The 15,937-nt window shown below is 60.8% G+C and carries 12 protein-coding genes and 5 pseudogenes; 14 read left to right on the top strand and 3 right to left on the bottom strand.

Translation table 11 applies throughout. From position 1 onward, the window contains the following. Positions 1 to 141: 141 nt before the first annotated feature. The 6 genes and pseudogenes from KS03_RS29380 (at position 142) to KS03_RS02175 (ending at position 6,330) form a co-directional block, all read left to right on the top strand. Positions 142 to 621 (top strand): Lrp/AsnC family transcriptional regulator, encoded by a 480-nt coding sequence (locus KS03_RS29380; protein WP_012733048.1) that lies wholly within the window; start codon positions 142 to 144, stop codon positions 619 to 621. Between the two features lie 455 nt (positions 622 to 1,076). Further along, positions 1,077 to 1,414, top strand: a pseudogene (locus tag KS03_RS32560) (hypothetical protein); the annotation flags it as partial. A 1,085-nt stretch (positions 1,415 to 2,499) separates the two neighbouring features. Then, positions 2,500 to 2,697, top strand: coding sequence for a hypothetical protein (locus KS03_RS32555; protein WP_127913871.1), 198 nt, complete (start codon positions 2,500 to 2,502; stop codon positions 2,695 to 2,697). Further along, on the top strand, positions 2,694 to 4,013 hold the full coding sequence (locus tag KS03_RS29375) for a YadA-like family protein (protein ID WP_012733049.1): 1,320 nt from the start codon (positions 2,694 to 2,696) through the stop codon (positions 4,011 to 4,013). The genes KS03_RS32555 and KS03_RS29375 overlap by 4 nt, the downstream gene beginning before the upstream one ends. Next, positions 4,010 to 5,155: a DUF2827 domain-containing protein gene (locus KS03_RS02180; protein WP_012733050.1), complete on the top strand. Its 1,146-nt coding sequence runs from the start codon at positions 4,010 to 4,012 to the stop codon at positions 5,153 to 5,155. The genes KS03_RS29375 and KS03_RS02180 overlap by 4 nt, the downstream gene beginning before the upstream one ends. A 23-nt stretch (positions 5,156 to 5,178) precedes the next feature. Beyond that, entirely contained in the window at positions 5,179 to 6,330 is a 1,152-nt protein-coding gene (locus KS03_RS02175; RefSeq protein ID WP_012733051.1) for a DUF2827 domain-containing protein, read from the top strand. Positions 6,331 to 6,562: 232 nt separating this feature from the next. Here the strand turns inward: KS03_RS02175 and KS03_RS29370 are convergent. After that, positions 6,563 to 6,802: pseudogene (locus KS03_RS29370) on the bottom strand (DUF2827 family protein); the annotation flags it as partial. A gap of 204 nt (positions 6,803 to 7,006) precedes the next feature. Here KS03_RS29370 and KS03_RS33285 point away from each other — a divergent pair. The 5 genes and pseudogenes from KS03_RS33285 to KS03_RS02160 form a co-directional block, all read left to right on the top strand. Further along, positions 7,007 to 7,148 (top strand): annotated as a pseudogene (locus tag KS03_RS33285) (IS3-like element ISBvi3 family transposase); the annotation flags it as partial. Between the two features lie 75 nt (positions 7,149 to 7,223). After that, positions 7,224 to 7,819: pseudogene (locus tag KS03_RS32550) on the top strand (transposase family protein); the annotation flags it as partial. Between the two features lie 400 nt (positions 7,820 to 8,219). Beyond that, positions 8,220 to 10,442, top strand: coding sequence for a TonB-dependent receptor (locus KS03_RS02170; protein ID WP_012733052.1), 2,223 nt, complete (start codon positions 8,220 to 8,222; stop codon positions 10,440 to 10,442). Positions 10,443 to 10,569: 127 nt separating this feature from the next. Continuing rightward, positions 10,570 to 11,256, top strand: coding sequence for a Fe2+-dependent dioxygenase (locus tag KS03_RS02165; RefSeq protein WP_012733053.1), 687 nt, complete (start codon positions 10,570 to 10,572; stop codon positions 11,254 to 11,256). Next, positions 11,253 to 12,371: an alpha-hydroxy acid oxidase gene (locus tag KS03_RS02160; protein WP_012733054.1), complete on the top strand. Its 1,119-nt coding sequence runs from the start codon at positions 11,253 to 11,255 to the stop codon at positions 12,369 to 12,371. The genes KS03_RS02165 and KS03_RS02160 overlap by 4 nt, the downstream gene beginning before the upstream one ends. A gap of 389 nt (positions 12,372 to 12,760) precedes the next feature. On the opposite strand, the gene KS03_RS02155 is transcribed toward KS03_RS02160, so the two are convergent. Next, positions 12,761 to 13,408, bottom strand: coding sequence for a response regulator (locus tag KS03_RS02155; protein ID WP_012733055.1), 648 nt, complete (start codon positions 13,406 to 13,408; stop codon positions 12,761 to 12,763). 11 nt (positions 13,409 to 13,419) lie between these two features. Between KS03_RS02155 and KS03_RS32155 the strand changes: the two genes are divergently transcribed. Continuing rightward, positions 13,420 to 13,587, top strand: a complete 168-nt coding sequence (locus tag KS03_RS32155; RefSeq protein WP_162486896.1) for a hypothetical protein — start codon at positions 13,420 to 13,422, stop codon at positions 13,585 to 13,587. Here the strand turns inward: KS03_RS32155 and KS03_RS29365 are convergent. Then, positions 13,521 to 13,736, bottom strand: a pseudogene (locus KS03_RS29365) (integrase core domain-containing protein); the annotation flags it as partial. The gene KS03_RS32155 and the pseudogene KS03_RS29365 overlap by 67 nt on opposite strands. 453 nt (positions 13,737 to 14,189) lie before the next feature. On the opposite strand from KS03_RS29365, the gene KS03_RS02150 reads away from it, so the two are divergent. Further along, positions 14,190 to 14,990: an SDR family NAD(P)-dependent oxidoreductase gene (locus KS03_RS02150; protein ID WP_012733056.1), complete on the top strand. Its 801-nt coding sequence runs from the start codon at positions 14,190 to 14,192 to the stop codon at positions 14,988 to 14,990. A 62-nt stretch (positions 14,991 to 15,052) separates the two neighbouring features. After that, on the top strand, positions 15,053 to 15,835 hold the full coding sequence (locus KS03_RS02145) for an SDR family oxidoreductase (RefSeq protein ID WP_012733057.1): 783 nt from the start codon (positions 15,053 to 15,055) through the stop codon (positions 15,833 to 15,835). The last annotated feature ends 102 nt before the right edge of the window (positions 15,836 to 15,937 follow it).

The following is a 15,937-nucleotide window of genomic DNA, read 5'->3' as shown; positions in this document are numbered from 1 at the left end:
TGTTAGGTCATAAATCGTGGACAAATCCACGCAAGGAGAAGGAAGACCGAGTGGCATTCGTCATTGACGCCGGCCACCGTAGCCCTCGCCGCAAGAGATGGCGCAAAGATTATAATTTGAATTTTTGAGGGAATTTTTGGGATGGAAGAACTTGATAAAGTCGATGTTGAGATTGTTCGGCGATTGCAGATGGATGGGCGTCTGTCGAATGCAAAACTGGCAGAAGAATTGCATATAAGCGATGCCTCATGCTGGCGGCGCACGAGACGATTGGAAGAGCAAGGGATCATTCAGGGCTACGAGGCGATCGTCAATCGTCGGAAAGTTGGGGGCGGAGTCATGGCCTTTGTGCAAATCGTGTGCACTCAGCATGGCGATGAGGTGACGGCGGCGTTCGAGCGAATAATTTTTGCGTGCCCGCAGGTGCTGGCATGTCACAACACGACTGGTGAAGCTGATTTCCTTCTGCAGGTTGTTGCAAGGGATCTTGATGATTACAGCCGCTTCGTCGACCGAGTGCTGCGAAAATTGCCGGGAGTATCAAGCATTCGATCGAACTTATCTTTGAGAGAGCTGAAGGAAACACATCAGCTGCCCGTCGCTGACTTGACTGCAATCTAAGCATGCGGTTGATTCAACAATACAGTTGTTTTATGTTGTGTAAGGTTGTTGCATTTTTTAACCTGAACTGACTGCGCCATCAAATTCATGTGATTATCGAAGCTCCTTCATCCCCGGCATGAGAAATGATGGACTAGGCGACAGCATTCGAGTCGCATCGGGGACATGTGTGTGAAACGTCCGGGCATAGCGACCATGTGTCAGGACTGGGGACCTATTGTTAAGAATCGCCGACAGAACCTAGACATGACGCCGCAGACGTCGTCTTGCCATGCGACATGACAAGGCGCGAAATCGACAACGAGTGGCGGGTGGCGCTGGAAGCTCCGATTCCGGAGTTCACTCTCTGGCGACGCACCGGGGATGACCGAGCTACGCTCAACGGTATCCTAGATGTGATGCAAACCGGTCGATGGCATTCGAGGCGACGCTGGATGCTACCGAGGACTGAACGGCAGCCTCGCAAGTGCCCGAGCAAACTACACGCGGATAAAGGATATGACCTCGCCCGTTGTCGGCGCTATCTGAGACGGCGCGGCATCAAGGCCTGTGCTGACCGCCGTGGTCTCGAGAGCGGCGAGCCGCTCCGGCGGCATCGTTGGGCGGTCGAGCGCACGCACTCCCGGTTCTCTGGATTTGTAAGCGGCGGATTCGCTTCGAGCGTCGTCTCGATATTCACGACGCCATGCGCGTCCTGGCTGCCGCCGTCATCTGCACAAGATGCGCGGATGATTTGTGTTGGCGGTTCTTACACCGTCGAGTACGTACCGGCTTGGCCCATATAGCGTCATAGGCACCAGTATCGCGCCCAACAATGCCCTTCTCGACGGCGTGCTTGCATACTTCCCGATTCGCCAAATCTACGGCTGTAGTACTAAACGTAGATTGTGGATTGGGAGTGGCTTGATCTGGTGCCAGGCGCGCTAAGGAAAAGGATTCATTTGTCGCGTGCGCGTGTTAGTCACATGATCGAATTCAATGTCGCTTGGTGAGTGGCATTGTTGAGTATTTTCGGGATTATAAAAAATTTAACAGATATCTGTAGATTGTTTGTTGTTTTGCTCGATTAATTACGAATTTGGCTGTGTATCGCATGCTGTATTATGTGCTAGAAATGTAATGCATGCTTCGTGCCCCGCTATGTGAAATTCAATACACTTGCATTTGTAGCTCGGGTGAGGAAATTAGAGATGCGCAAATATGTGTTGCGATATGTGGGGCGCAATTCCGCGTATTCCGACCGGGGCTTGTTTTGATCGAGATTAGACCGAATCGAGTTGGTTGATGGGGCGCGGCATCAATCAGGGCGGTGGGGCACTTCTGCTTGATAACTTTGACTGACTCGCTCAACTCTTATCTGCATTCTTGGGATTTGGCATTTGTTTTGATTGAGGCAAGATCAAGTTCTAATTAATTGCAGAAACCATTTCGACAGATTTTTGTTGTCTACTGGTTTTTCATATGGTGACTGTATTCACCCAGTTTAGATATGGTTTGCATTTTAAATGCGTTCGTGAATAAATGGTTTTTGTGGCGCGTATGAAAATCGGGTGCGGGTCGGTGTTGAAAGAGTCGCGAGCGGGTTGTGCCCTTTAATTTATCGAAAATATATATTTTATTCGAGGCATGGCTGGGTGGATGGGTTCCGGCGTCTGAGCTTGCATTCGCAAATAGAAAAAATCCTTGCTTTTGGGTGGATTATCCCATACCCGACGCGCAAGTACGTCTATCGGTGACGGATGCGTCCACGCCGCATCAGAAAAACTCTTTTCGTTAATTATTATAGTTTGGGTATCGATGTTATGCGCTTCTGAGGAAGAAGTAAGCGCTGCGGTGAATGTCGTGAGTGCAATATCTCTTGCTTGGGGGAATTTGAGAATGTGCAATTTTTCTACAATGATTGCGGAAATCGTTGGCGTTATCGCCACGGCAGGCAGCGATGCTTTTTCGGTCTCAGATAAAAGCAATGATTGCGTCGAGCATAAGATCAAGTCTGTCGGCAGCTATCAATTCCGTCTGGCTTCCATCGACTTCGACGGACATCGTTCCGATGTCGTCTGGAGGTGCAGGGCATGAACCGTGCATATCGCTCGATCTGGAACGAAGCCCTCGGCGCTTGGGTTGCTGCATCGGAACTCTGTTCCACTCAGGGTAAAGCGAATAAGTCGTCCATTCCGAAGGTCGGCCGGGTCAGCGCGAGAATCCCGCTCGTCTTCGCTCTGGGATTCGTCCTAGGCGAATCGGCAATGGCGAACAACCTAGCGGTCGGAGACGACGCGAAGAACATGATTGGTTATGCCGTCTCGCGGACCAAGAATGGCTACGAAACTTTAGCTGGCGGCGATGACACGAACGCCAACACCGCCGTTGGCACGTCGGCGACCGCCAACGGCGGCCGTAGTACCGCTATCGGGGATACTGCAACGGCGACTGGCTTTCACAGCGTCGCCATCGGCGCAGACTCGAAGGCGACCGGTAACGGCAGTGTCGCGGTGGGTAATGACAGTACGGATGACGCACAGTCGAATGTCTTCAGCGTAGGGAACCGCGAGACTCAACGCCGAATTATCAACATCGCACCCGGCGATGTGTCGTCGACCAGTACCGACGCGATCAACGGCAGTCAGCTTTATTCGCTGTCCACGTCGACCTCGACTGGCCTGTCGTCGGCTATCAGTTCCATTGGTTCGCTGTCGACCTCGATCTCGACAAGCATCGGTTCGCTATCCACGGGCCTGAGCACGACGAATAACTACATTGCGTCGCTCTCAAGCGGCGTGACGAACATCGACAACACGCTGAACGAGTTGTCAACGGCGATAAACAACAACACCACGCGCTCGCTCAGTTCCGGCGGCTACGCGGCGGACATGTCGAGTCCGGCCGCCCAGGCGCCGTCGGTCACGGCCGGCTCGAACTCGGTCGCGCTCGGCCAGGGCTCGAACGACGACGGGCGCTCGAACGTGGTGTCGGTGGGCAGTGCATCGCAACAGCGCCAGCTCACCAACGTGGCGCCGGGCACGCAAGGCACGGACGCGGTCAACCTCAACCAGCTGAGTGCGCTGTCGACTTCTATGTCACAATCGTTCGCCGGCCAGCAGAACCAGATCAATACGCTGGGTACGCAGATCACGCAGACCCAGCAGGCTCTGCGGCAAACGGATACGATGGCGCGCCAGGGCATTGCCGCCGCCACCGCGCTGACCATGCTGCCGCAGGTCGAACCGGGCAAGACGATCAATGTCGCGGTCGGCGTGGCGCGCTTCGCCGGTCAGTCGGGCATGGCGTTCGGCGCAAGCGCGCACGTGACAACCAACGGCATTCTGAAACTGGGCATCGGCGTCTCGGGCCAGAACAAGACGTATGGTGTCGGATATGGATACAGCTGGTGATCGATACTTCTCACGCCACGCCGAGCCACGGCGCTGACCGGCGCCTGACCGTCGGCATTTCGCTGTTCGCGAGGAACGGCCAGGCGATCTGGGAGAACGGCATCCATCAAAACATCGCGTTCCTCGCGATGATGCTCAGGCGATCGGAACGCATCGCCCGCATCGTGTTCCTGAACGGCGGCGACGCGCGGCAGATCCCTGCCGGCCTCGATTTCACCGATCTGGACATCGCGCTGGTGAACCCGCGCGACGTCTCGCACGAACTCGACGTGGTGATCGAAATGGGTGCGCAACTGCCGGTGGACTGGCTGCGCTACATGAAGACGCTCGGCAAGAAGCTGATCATGTGCTTCGTCGGCAACGTCTACGCCGGCCTCTGCGAAACGCCGATCTTCAACCAGCCCTCGGGCCACATCTTCAACGGCGGCCCCTATGACGAAGTCTGGATGCTGCCGAAGGACGACAAGACGGCCAAGCCGCTGCTGCGCACGCTGATGCGCGTGCCGGTCCATTCGATGCCGCACATCTGGTCGCCGCACTTCATCGACCGGCGCATTGCGGCGCTCGCCGGCGAAGGCATCCGCTTCGGCTACCAGCCGGGCCGCGGCGCCTGGCGGCTGGCGATCCTCGAGCCGAACATCTCGGTGGTCAAGAGCTGCCATTACCCGATGCTGGTGGCCGATGAATGCTACCGCGCGGAGCCGGCAGCGGTGCAGCACCTCTACGTCGTCAACACGATGCACATGAAGGAACATCGCACCTTCCTGCACTTCGCGAACAGCCTCGACCTGGTGCGCCACCACAAGGCCACCTTCGAACCGCGCCTGGAACTGCCGTCATTTCTCTCGCAACACGTGGACGCGGTGATTTCGCACCAGTGGGAGAATCCGCAAAACTATCTCTACTACGACGTGCTCTACGGCGGCTATCCGTTGATCCACAATTCGCCGATGCTCGGCGACGCCGGCTACTACTATCCGGAATTCGATTCGGCCACGGGCGGCCGTGTGTTGCTCGAAGCGTGGCGCGAACACGATGCGAACCTGGCCGGCTACCGCGAGAAGGCCGACGCGATGCTGCGGCGCGTCTCGATCGATAATCCGGCGAATCTCGACGCCTACGTCGAACGCCTGTTGGCCTGAGCGATTTCAGCGGGAGAACCTGCATGTCCGATATTCCCGTCCGTGACGTCCAGAACGGCAGCAAGCGTCTCGTGGTGGGCGTCTCGCTGTACGTGCGCGGCGCCGGCCAGTCGCTGTGGGAAAACGGCATCTTCCAGAACTGTCTGCTGCTGGTGCTGCTGTTGCGGCAGTCGCCGCTGGTGGCCGAGGCGGTGATGGTGAACGGCGCCGGCACCGAGCCGGCCGATCCGCAGATGATGCTGGATGAATGGAGCGTGCCGCTGATCTCGATGGACGAGGCGATGGCGCGCTGCGACGTGCTGATCGAGATGAGCGCGCTGTTCAACGCCGACTGGCTCTCGGTATTCCGCAAGCGCGGCGGCAAGGTGATCACGATGCGGGTGGGCAACGACTACGTGATCGATATCGAGCGTGCCATGTTCGACAAGCCGCCAGGCTTTCTGTTCTCGGGCGCGCAGTACGACGGCGTCTGGACGATTCCGGAATTCGAGCACTCGTGCCGCCACTATCTGCAAACGGGGCTGCGCCAGAAGGTGACGATCGTCCCGCACATCTGGCATCCGATGCTGTTCGACAAGGCGCGCGGCGCGCTCGAGACGGGCCGCGCGTTCGGCTATCGCCCGGGCCGCTCGCGCTGGCGCATCGCGATGTTCGAGCCGAACATCTGCATGGTGAAGACGAGCATCATCCCGATGCTGGTGGCCGAGGAAGCGTATCGCGCGCAGCCGTCGTTCGTGGAGTTCGTGCGGGTATGCAACACGCTGCACCTGAAGGACCACACCACCTTCGTGCATTTCGCGCGCAGCCTCGACCTCGTCAATCACGGCCTGGCCAGCTTCGAGGGCCGCTTCGCGATCTACGAATTCATGTCGCAATACGGCGACGCCGTGGTCTCCCACACGTGGGAGAACGCCCAGAACTACCTCTATTACGAGCTGCTGTATGGCGGCTATCCGCTCGTCCACAACTCGCCCTACCTGGGCGAATGCGGCTACTACTATCCGGACTTCGATTGCCAGGAAGGCGGCCGGCAGTTGCTGCGCGCGTACCGCGAGCACGACGCGAATCTCGATGCCTACCGCGAGCGCACCGCCCGTTTGCTGCACTCGGTCGACATCCACAACCCCGACAACGTGGCGGCCTACACCGAAGCGCTCGCCGCGGTCTATCGCTGACGCGCGGCCTTGCCGCCCCTTTCACGCCTTTCGAACCAGCCAGGAGGCCTCTTGAAAGCGACTCTAGTACGATGCGCGGCCGCATGCTTGGCCGCCGGCGCGGCAAGCCTCGCGCACGCCCAGACGCCGGCGCCCGAACCCGCTGCCCCGCTGCCCCCGCCGCACCGGCGCTCTCGCTGGCGCCCGTCAACGCCGGCGCCTCGGCCGACGAACTGCTGCGCGATGCCGACTAGCCTTGCCAGCACACGTCGAAATAGAAATAGTCCAAAGGGTTCGACCATTGATGCGACACCACGGTATCGGTCATGTCAGCCAGAAACGGCGGCGTGTCAAAGCGCCCAACGAAGCTCGCCTTGCCGTCGCGCACAATGTCTAGATAATTCATCAGCATCACGAGCTCGGGGCTGTGGTGCGCAAGGTGATCGACGTTTGCCACGTGAGCGAAGCAAATCGCGTCTGGGCCGCGACGATAGCGTCTGCGGCAATCCAGTGATGTCCAACTGAAAGAGTGACTCAACTGATGCAGTTGTTATGTTTGCCGCCCGAGAGTGCGCGGCAATCGATTTCGCCAAGGGAAATCGTCGTTCCGGTAAATTCGGCTATCACATCGATCGGCTATTGTGTGACCCTGCCTCGATTTCACGTACAGCATGAATTCAGTCAATTTCTCATATGTATGGACGGTTGCACGTCAGAAAAATCAATGCCGAAATGGCAATACACGGACGAGTTCGAGATTGAGGCTGTCAGGCTTGCTGCATCGGTCGGCCAGCATTCATCGGCGCGGGCTTGGCGTTCCAGTAGCAATGTTAGGGAATTGAACTCGACGCAACCCGCCCGCGAGCAGCACGGAAAAGACAGTTGGTCATGATGCGCTTGCCAGGCGTGCGACACGCCCGATCAGCGAGTTCGCTGCCGAGACAGTCGACTGCGTAAGGAACAGGCCAGCGCGAAACTCGATATCGAAATTTTGCTAAAAACGACGGCGTACTTCGCGAAGGGGGCGCGGTGAAGTACGCATGGATCGACGAGCACCGCGACCCGTACAGCGTCACGCGGCTGTGCCGGCTTCTGGGCGTGTCGCGCAGCGGATATTGCCAGTGGCGTGTTCATCCCACCAGCGCGAAGGCGCAAGCGAACGCGGCCCTGGACGGGGAAGTCGGGGCCATCCATCGCAAGCATCGTGGCGCGTATGGCCGCGCGCATATGCTGCGGCTATTGCGAACTCAAGGCCGCTCGGCGAGCGAGCAGCGAGTGCGACGCAGCTTGCAGCGCCGGGCTTGGGTCCGGTCTACAGGCATGCCAGGCGGGTCACGACGGACTCGGAGCACAGCCGGCCCGTAGCGTCGAACCTGCTCGAACGTCGTTTCAACGGCAGGCAGCCTGATCGCGCCCTGGGGGTGGCAGGCACATCACGTTTGTCAGGACCGGGGAAGGCTGGCTGTCTCTCGCAGCGATATTCGATCTGGCGAGCCGGCGCGTCGTAGGATCGCCCACGATCTCAAAATACTGCCCATCGGTTATCGGCAAACTCTGCCTGATATTGATCGTCCTCAATTTTACGAAACAAACACAACAATCGTAAATCGTAATAATTTACATTCTTGTTAGCATCATTTCGTTGCCCGATTTCAGGACAATAACTTTGGTATCCGAATCAAATGTCTTTGCATGACAAGCCTGAACACGGGCAGTTTGGTTCGCTATCTACGATGTCGGCAGCGCGCTCCACCGCATTCGGTGGCCGGTGGCGCCGCAATGAGCCGGGCGGTTCGATGGTGCTTCATCACGCCACTGCCAAGGGGGAAAGTATCCACATCATGTCATTCATCAACTGCCGCTCGGCGCTCCGTGTGCTTGCGTCTGGCGCCACCACTGCCAGCCTTGCGATGAGCGCTTCGCTGACATCGCTCGCCGCCCATGCACAGGCCGGCGCCGCCGCCAACGGCACGACGCCCGGCGCGATACGGGAAAGCGCCGCGCTGCCGCGCATCGACATCCACGGCAAGTCGACCAGCAATACGAACCGCTCACCCGTAGGCATTGCGCGGCTCGGCGACACCGTGCACGACACGCCGAAGACGATCAACGTCATCTCGCAGAAATTGATCGAGCAGCAGCACGCCACCTCGCTCGAGCAGGCGCTGAAAAACGTTCCCGGTATCACGATGTCGACCGGCGAAGGCAACGGCGGTCAGAGCGGTGACCAGTTCAGCATCCGCGGCATGTCGGCGAAGGGCGACATCTACGTGGACGGGCTGCGCGACTTCGGCGCCTACAAGCGCGACAGCTTCGACACGGACAGTATCGAGGTCATCAAGGGGCCGTCGGGCGCCGCGTTCGGTGTCGGCAACGTGGCCGGCATCATCAACCAGACGACCAAGCGTGCCGTGCTCGACACTGGCACCAGCGTCAACCAGAGTATCGGCTCGGCGTCGACGTTCCGCACGACGGTGGACAGCAACTTCAAGCTCGGCGATACCACGGCGGTGCGCATCAACGGCATGTATCAAGACGGCAACGTGCCGGACCGCGATCAGGTCCGCGACGATCGGCGCGGCGTCGCGATCGATTTCGGCACCGGGATCGGCACGAACACCGAATGGCATTTGAATTACGAATACCTGCATCGAAAGGGCGTGCCCGACTACGGCGTCTCGATGGCGCCGGGCGATGACGGCATCTATCGTCCGCTCACCGAATACAACGTTCCGGGCCTCTCGCCGTCCACCTCCTACGTGCGCGATACCGACCGCGACAACACCAACACGCATATCATCACCTCGCTTTTCAAGAAGGCGCTCGGCAACGGCATCGCGATCGAGAACGACACGCGCGTGACCGTCTACGACCGCGAATTCTCGGCTACCACGCCCACCGGCCTGAAGAACTCGGATCTGCACACGCTGTTGAGCGGCCTAAATGTGCCGCTTCGCTACGGCGCGGGTGGCGGCGTGGCTTACCGCCAGAGCGGCTGGGCTGTTCAGAACGTGCTGAGCGGTAAATTCGACTTCCACCTCGCCCGGTTCCGCAACCAGGCGATGGTCGGCCTCGACACGATCTACGAGCGGGACCATCGCGATCTGGGCAAGTGGACCGGGCGCATTAACAATCAGACCGTGATCGATCCCGTCCATTCGATGCCGGGCAACCATTCGCTCACATACGGCGCGACCACGCGCTCGGCGAACGCAACCGACATCGGCCTGTTCACGAGCGACCGTTTTTGGCTCAACGACCAGTTCTCGTTGCTCGGTGCACTGCGCTGGGACTATTTCCGCAGCACGTTTTCGACGAATACCTCGTCGATGGGCGGCACCTCGAACACCAACAAGCTGAGTCCGTCGATCAGCGCGATTTGGGAGCCGACGAAGGCCGTGATGCTCTATGCGTCGTTTGCCCGCACCTACCGGCCGATCGGCACCGACATCGCCTACGCGGTGGGTGGCTCGCGGTCCGAAGTGCCGAGTGGCGGCCCGTCGAGCGAACCGGAGCGCTCGGACACGGTGGAAATCGGCTCCAAGCTGGATTTGCTGAACGGCCGGCTCGGTTTGACGGGTGCGCTGTTCCAAACCAAGAAGACCCATGCGTACTCGATCGACCCGGAGACGGGAGATACGCTGGCCGGCTTCAAGGAGGACGGCGAGGGGCTGCGCGTGCGCGGCTTCGAAGTGGGGCTGACGGGCAAGATCACGAAGCACTGGTCGGCGAACTTCGCCTACGCGTATCTCGACGGCAAGGTTACATACTCGAGCATCCCGTTCAGGGCCGGGGAAGATGCGCCGGACGTGCCACATAACAACCTGACGCTCTGGACCAGCTACGACCTGCCACATGTGATTCTGCCGGTGCCCGGTAAGCTTACGATCGGGGGCGGCCTGCAGTATGCGTCGTCGTATCTCGCGAACGCCGCCAAGACTGCGAATCCGGGGCATATACCGAGCACGTTCTCGCTCGACGCCATGATCGCCTATCAGTACGGGCGCTACAGCCTCTCGCTGAACGGCTACAACCTGACCAACCATCTGAACTACCAGTCGGCCTTCAGTTCAGGACGCGCAGTACCGACCTCGGGGCGCACGGTCACGCTGAACTTCGGCGTCATGCTCTGAGCCGCGACATGCCGAACGCGGTGCCACCGGGCGCTTGTCGGGCTCCGTCGGCACCGGGCTGGCTCCCCCGCCCATTCGTACTCGCCGCCGCGAGTGCGCACCGCAGTTCATACGAAGGGAGGAACCCATGCTCATTCACATCCCAGACGTGCTGACAGGTGACGAAATCGCCGCGTGCCGGCGCCTGCTGGCTGCCGCGCCCTGGCAAGACGGCACCGTAACGGCCGGCGATCAGGCTGCGCGGGTCAAGCATAACCTGCAGATCCCGGCCGACAGCGAGGTCGCCCGCGAGCTCAGCGAGATCGTGTTGGCCGCGCTCGGTCGCAACAGCGCCTATCACTCGGCCGTGCTGCCCTTGCGTGTGCTGAGGCCGCGTTTTAACCGCTACGGCCCCGGCATGACCTACGGCAGGCACGTCGATAATGCGATCCAGGCCATCCCCGGGGGCGCCGGCGCGTGGATTCGCGGCGACGTGTCGAGCACGCTGTTCCTGTCGGACCCCGACGACTACGACGGTGGTGAACTGGTGATCGAGACGAGCGCAGGCGTGCAGGCGGTCAAGCTGCCCGCCGGCCATCAGATCGTCTACCCCGCGTCGACGCTGCACCGCGTGGAGCCGATCACGCGCGGCACTCGCGATGCGGCCTTCTTCTGGGCGCAGTCGCTCGTGAAGGACGCCGGAGAGCGCACGATGCTGCATGAACTCGATCTCGCGATCATCGACATTCGCGGCAAGCTCGGTGACCATGATCTCGCGGTGCTGAGCCTCGTGAACCACTACCATAACCTGCTGCGCCGGTGGTCGGAGCTATGAGCGGAGAGCCGAACGCACGCGCGGACAGCGCCCCGTACACGATCCCCGACGACACGGTGTCGCTCGCCGATTACGCGCGGCACTTCGCGCGGCTTTGCGACCCGGCGATTGCCGCTTACATCGATGGCGCGGCAGCCGACGGCATCACGAAGCGCGACAATCACGAAGCGTTCACGCGCATGAAGCTGCTGCCGCGCGCGCTGGCCGATCTGGCTGGCGCCAGCGCCAGCAGCGAACTGTTCGGCACGCCGCTCGCCTATCCGATCCTGCTCGCGCCCACCGCCTATCATCGTCTCGTGCATCCCGACGGCGAACTCGCCACGGTCGAGGCAGCGTCGCTGACGCGCACCTGGATGACCGTCAGCGCGCAGGCGAGCGTACCGCTCGAAGCGATCGCGCAGCGCGCGAGTTCGCCGCTGTGGCTCCAACTCTACTGGCTGCCGCGCCGGGACGATACGCTCACGCTGGTCCGGCGCGCCGAGCAGGCCGGCTACCGCGCGATCGTTGTCACGCTCGACGCGGTCGTGAGCGGCGCGCGCAACGTCGAGCAGCGCGCGGGCTTTCGCCTGCCGCATGGCGTGTCGGCCGTCAACCTCGCTGCTTGCGCGCTGCCACCGCCCGCCGTCGCACGCACGGGTAGCCCGGTGTTCAGCCAGATGCTGGGGGGCGCGCCGACCTGGCCCGACATCGCGTGGCTGGCCGAGCGCAGCGTACTGCCGATCCTGTTGAAGGGGGTACTGAACCCGGCCGACGTGCAGCAGGCGCTCTCGGCCGGCGCGGCGGGACTGATCGTGTCGAACCACGGCGGCCGCACACTCGACACGCTGCCGGCCGCGCTCGAGGCGCTGCCGGGCGTTGCGAGCGCAGTTGCCGGGCGCGTACCCGTGCTGCTCGACGGCGGTATCCGCCGCGGCACCGACGTCGTGAAGGCGCTCGCGCTCGGTGCGTCGGCAGTGCTGATCGGTCAACCGGTCGTGCACGCGCTTGCCGTCGGGGGCATGCGCGGCGTTGCCCACATGCTGACGATCCTGCAGACCGAATTCGAGGCCGCGATGGCGCTCGTCGGCCGAGCGCGGATTCGCGACATCGATGCATCGTTGATCTGGACCCGCTGAACGGCCGAAGAAGCGTTGATCCGCCACCGGTTGCCGGAGATGGTGAACCGGATCAGGATAGCCAGTTCAAGCCGGATGCGCTCACCGAGCCGGTGCCGGGCCGAGGCATCCGGCTGTCGATGGAGCGCAAAGCCGGCGCACGATCGGGGACTAGGGCGTGTGGTACGGCCGGAAACGGCCCCATTCGAGTCGGACAGATCAGACGCCGGATGAGGCATACTTCGCGACGCGGCCTGCGACCCTATCGGCAGCTTGATTGCCTCGGACGTTTCACTTAAATATCTCGGAGACTGTGCGAACGAGCGAGGCCGTCCCAAGCCATGGGGCATGAGAGTACCAACCCAAGTCAGCGCCCTAGCGCTTGACGAAGGAGACAGGGGTACATTCAATCAACGCCACTCGCGCATCACCGAGGCAAGTTCGATATCGTTCTTCACGCCGAGCTTCTTCATGCCCGCGTTCTTCTGATTGCTGATGGTTTTCGGACTACGTTTCAGGCGTTTGGCGATGTCGTTGATCGACAGCCCATTGCAGATTAGCCGCACCACGGCCGCCTCCTTCGCCGAAAGCTTGTTGAGACTCAAGCAAATGTCGTTGGTGGCGTGCCCCGTCGTTGCCAGCAGTCGGCTGGCAATCGAGTCGGCTAGGTAGAAGCCGCGACTTTTCACCGCGTGAATGGCGGTGATGAGGTTAGCGAAATCCTCGCGTCTCTTGCCGATGAACCCGGAGGCGCCCGCGCTCAGCGCGGCTGAGACGGTGTAGGCGGCGCAATGGCAGCTGAGAAACAACACTCGAGTGTGGGGCGCGATGCGCCTAATTCGGCCAAGCAGATGAAGGCCGTCGGCCTCGGGGTCTCCTTCGAATTCGTAGTCACAGAGAAGCACGTCAACCGGAGACTCAACTAGCTGCACAAGCAGTGGTTTGATGGCATCGATTTGAAAATGCAAATCGATATCAGGGCTCGACAATAGCATGTGCTGAACGCCTTGTAGAACGACTGGGTGGTCGTCCGCGACGCCTACGGTAATTTTGTTCACGACTGCGCTCCATGATCAAGCACGATCGGGCACAACATCCGTCAAAAAATATGCCTGTATCGTTGGCTGGGTTCTCTTCCTGCTGCGATGTAAATAAGGATGCCCTGCGCATTCAGTGGTATGTGGCTTTAGCATCCGGGGTTGAGGTTTCTGCTTTTGCCGCCAGTTGGCGAGCATAAGTCGCCGGTGTCAGCCCACCCGGTGATTTCTTCGGCCGCACCTCGTTGTGCTCTCGTCGCCATGCCTCGATCGGCATCTTGGCGTGAGGCGGGCTCGTGAATCCGCGCCCATTCAAGCATTCGCCGCAGAATCGTAGCCGGACTCCGAAGCGCACTGCTACTCAAGAACAGGATATGTCGATGGTACTAGAAAGAAATCTAGATGAAATCGTAATGTAACGTGCATGTTGATTAATTAATATTGAAATCAATAAATATTATTTAATTTTTGATTTTCAAGCTTTTCCGATTGCCTCAGGGGGAATTTGGGGGAAAGCGATGCAACTGCGCATTCCATACCTGGGCCGACCAGAGGTTCGTGGGCGCTCACGAGCCGTTTAGCGTGGAGCACCGTTCAAACTCGATCGGTGAAAGACTGCCGGCGGAGCCGTGCCGACGAATCGGATGATAAAAATTTCGAACGGTGTGTCCGGCGAGAAATCGCGGTTCCATGCGCCGCCGAAATGGCATAAAACATGACCATCTACGTCATTTGTGCCGAAACAGAATCGCATCAAAATTCTCTCACTGCATCACCATCTGACCCACTACGGAGAGAAATCATGACGCACACCCATCCAGGCACGGCACTGATCACGGGCGCTTCCTCGGGGATCGGCGCGGTTTATGCCGATCGGCTTGCCCGGCGCGGCTACGACCTGATCCTGGTCGCGCGCAGCCGCGAGCGGCTCAACGACGCCGCGCGCCGCATTACCGCTGCAACGCAGCGCAACGTGGAAATCCTTGTCGCCGATCTGAGCGCGCGCGCGGGCCTGGCGGCCGTGGAGGGGCGCCTGCGCAGCGATGCCAGCATCACGCTGCTCGTCAACAACGCCGGCGTGGGCACCCACAAGCCGCTGCTCGACAGTGACGTCGACGACATGACGCGCATGATCGAGCTGAACGTCACCGCGCTTATGCGCCTGACCTATGCGGCCGTGCCGGGCTTCGTCGCGCGCGGCCGCGGCGCGCTCATCAACATCGCCTCGATCGTCGCGATCGCGCCGGAGATGCTGAACGGCGTGTATGGCGGCAGCAAGGCGTTCGTGCTGGCACTGAGCCAGTCGCTGCACCACGAGTTGGCCGACCAGGGCGTGCGCGTGCAGGCGGTGCTGCCGGGGGCGACGGCCACCGACTTCTGGCGCACCGGTGGCCTGCCGGTCGAACATCTGCCGAAGGAGATCGTGATGCCGGTGCAGGCGATGGTCGATGCCGCGCTGGTCGGCTTCGAGCGCGGCGAGTTGGTGACGATTCCGTCGCTGCACGCGGGCGAGCAATGGGAGGCCTACGAGGCGGCGCGGCAGGCGATGGCGCCGCACCTGTCGAGCGATTTGCCGGCACCGCGTTATGCGGTGGCGCGATGAGGTGGTAAGGCGGAACTTTTCATCAAATCGATAGCTAACGGTAAAACAGAGGATAACGAATCATGAAGCTGAGCGGAAATACCGTCTTCATCACCGGCAGCACGTCGGGCATCGGGCGCGCGATGGCCGAAGCGCTCTATCGGCGCGGCAACCAGGTGATCATCGCCAGCCGCCGCCGCGCGCTGCTCGACGAGATCGCGCGTGCCAACCCCGGCATCGACACGGTGGAGCTCGACATCGGCGACGCCGCTGGCATCCGGCGCGCCGCGCAGCAGGTGATCGAACGCCATCCGTCGTTGAACGTGGTCATCAACAACGCCGGCATCATGCCGTTCGACGACGCTGCCGGCGCGCTCGACGACGCTGCCGGCGCGCTCGACGACGAGCAGGCGGTGCGGCTCATCGACACCAACCTGCTCGGCCCGGTGCGCGTGAGCGCTGCGTTCGTCGGGCACCTGAAGCGCCAGCCTGCCTCATATTTGATCAACAACAGCTCGGTGCTCGCCTATGTACCGCTTGCGGCGACCGCGCTGTATTCGGCGACCAAGGCGGCAATCCATTCCTACACGCTGTCGCAGCGGTTTGCGTTGCGCGATACCAGCGTGACGGTGCTCGAGATCGTACCGCCGTGGGTGGACACCGATCTTGTCCGCAAGAGCGGCGACCCGCGCGCGATGCCGCTCGATGCTTTCATTGCCGAGCTGCTCGAGCGGCTCGAGACGGCCGAACACGAGGTGGTGGTGGAGGCAGCACGGGCGTTCCGCGACAATGCCGGCCCGCGCGAGCACGGGCTCGTCGCGCAGTTCAACCAGGCGGTGGTCGAGAACCCGATTCCGGTGGCGTGAGCGCGACGGCGGCGCTGCAGCGCGGCTCGAATCGCAGCGGTCCCGGCTTGTCGGTCAGCTCGGACGCGGTCGCGGCACATTGCACCATGCCGCCCGACAGCA

It is taken from the genome of Burkholderia glumae LMG 2196 = ATCC 33617, assembly GCF_000960995.1.
In the GTDB taxonomy this organism is placed as follows: domain Bacteria; phylum Pseudomonadota; class Gammaproteobacteria; order Burkholderiales; family Burkholderiaceae; genus Burkholderia; species Burkholderia glumae.
The sequence above is the reverse complement of the archived record's forward strand: the minus strand, read 5'-3'. Positions and strand labels throughout refer to the sequence as shown.

Bases quoted from the DNA above. Each gene is read 5' to 3' on its own strand.
- KS03_RS29380 (WP_012733048.1), top strand. From the start codon at position 142: ATGGAAGAACTTGATAAAGTCGATGTTGAGATTGTTCGGCGATTGCAG.
- KS03_RS32555 (WP_127913871.1), top strand. From the start codon at position 2,500: ATGTGCAATTTTTCTACAATGATTGCGGAAATCGTTGGCGTTATCGCC.
- KS03_RS29375 (WP_012733049.1), top strand. From the start codon at position 2,694: ATGAACCGTGCATATCGCTCGATCTGGAACGAAGCCCTCGGCGCTTGG.
- KS03_RS02175 (WP_012733051.1), top strand. From the start codon at position 5,179: ATGTCCGATATTCCCGTCCGTGACGTCCAGAACGGCAGCAAGCGTCTC.
- KS03_RS02170 (WP_012733052.1), top strand. From the start codon at position 8,220: ATGAGCGCTTCGCTGACATCGCTCGCCGCCCATGCACAGGCCGGCGCC.
- KS03_RS02165 (WP_012733053.1), top strand. From the start codon at position 10,570: ATGCTCATTCACATCCCAGACGTGCTGACAGGTGACGAAATCGCCGCG.
- KS03_RS02160 (WP_012733054.1), top strand. From the start codon at position 11,253: ATGAGCGGAGAGCCGAACGCACGCGCGGACAGCGCCCCGTACACGATC.
- KS03_RS32155 (WP_162486896.1), top strand. From the start codon at position 13,420: ATGATCAAGCACGATCGGGCACAACATCCGTCAAAAAATATGCCTGTA.
- KS03_RS02150 (WP_012733056.1), top strand. From the start codon at position 14,190: ATGACGCACACCCATCCAGGCACGGCACTGATCACGGGCGCTTCCTCG.
- KS03_RS02145 (WP_012733057.1), top strand. From the start codon at position 15,053: ATGAAGCTGAGCGGAAATACCGTCTTCATCACCGGCAGCACGTCGGGC.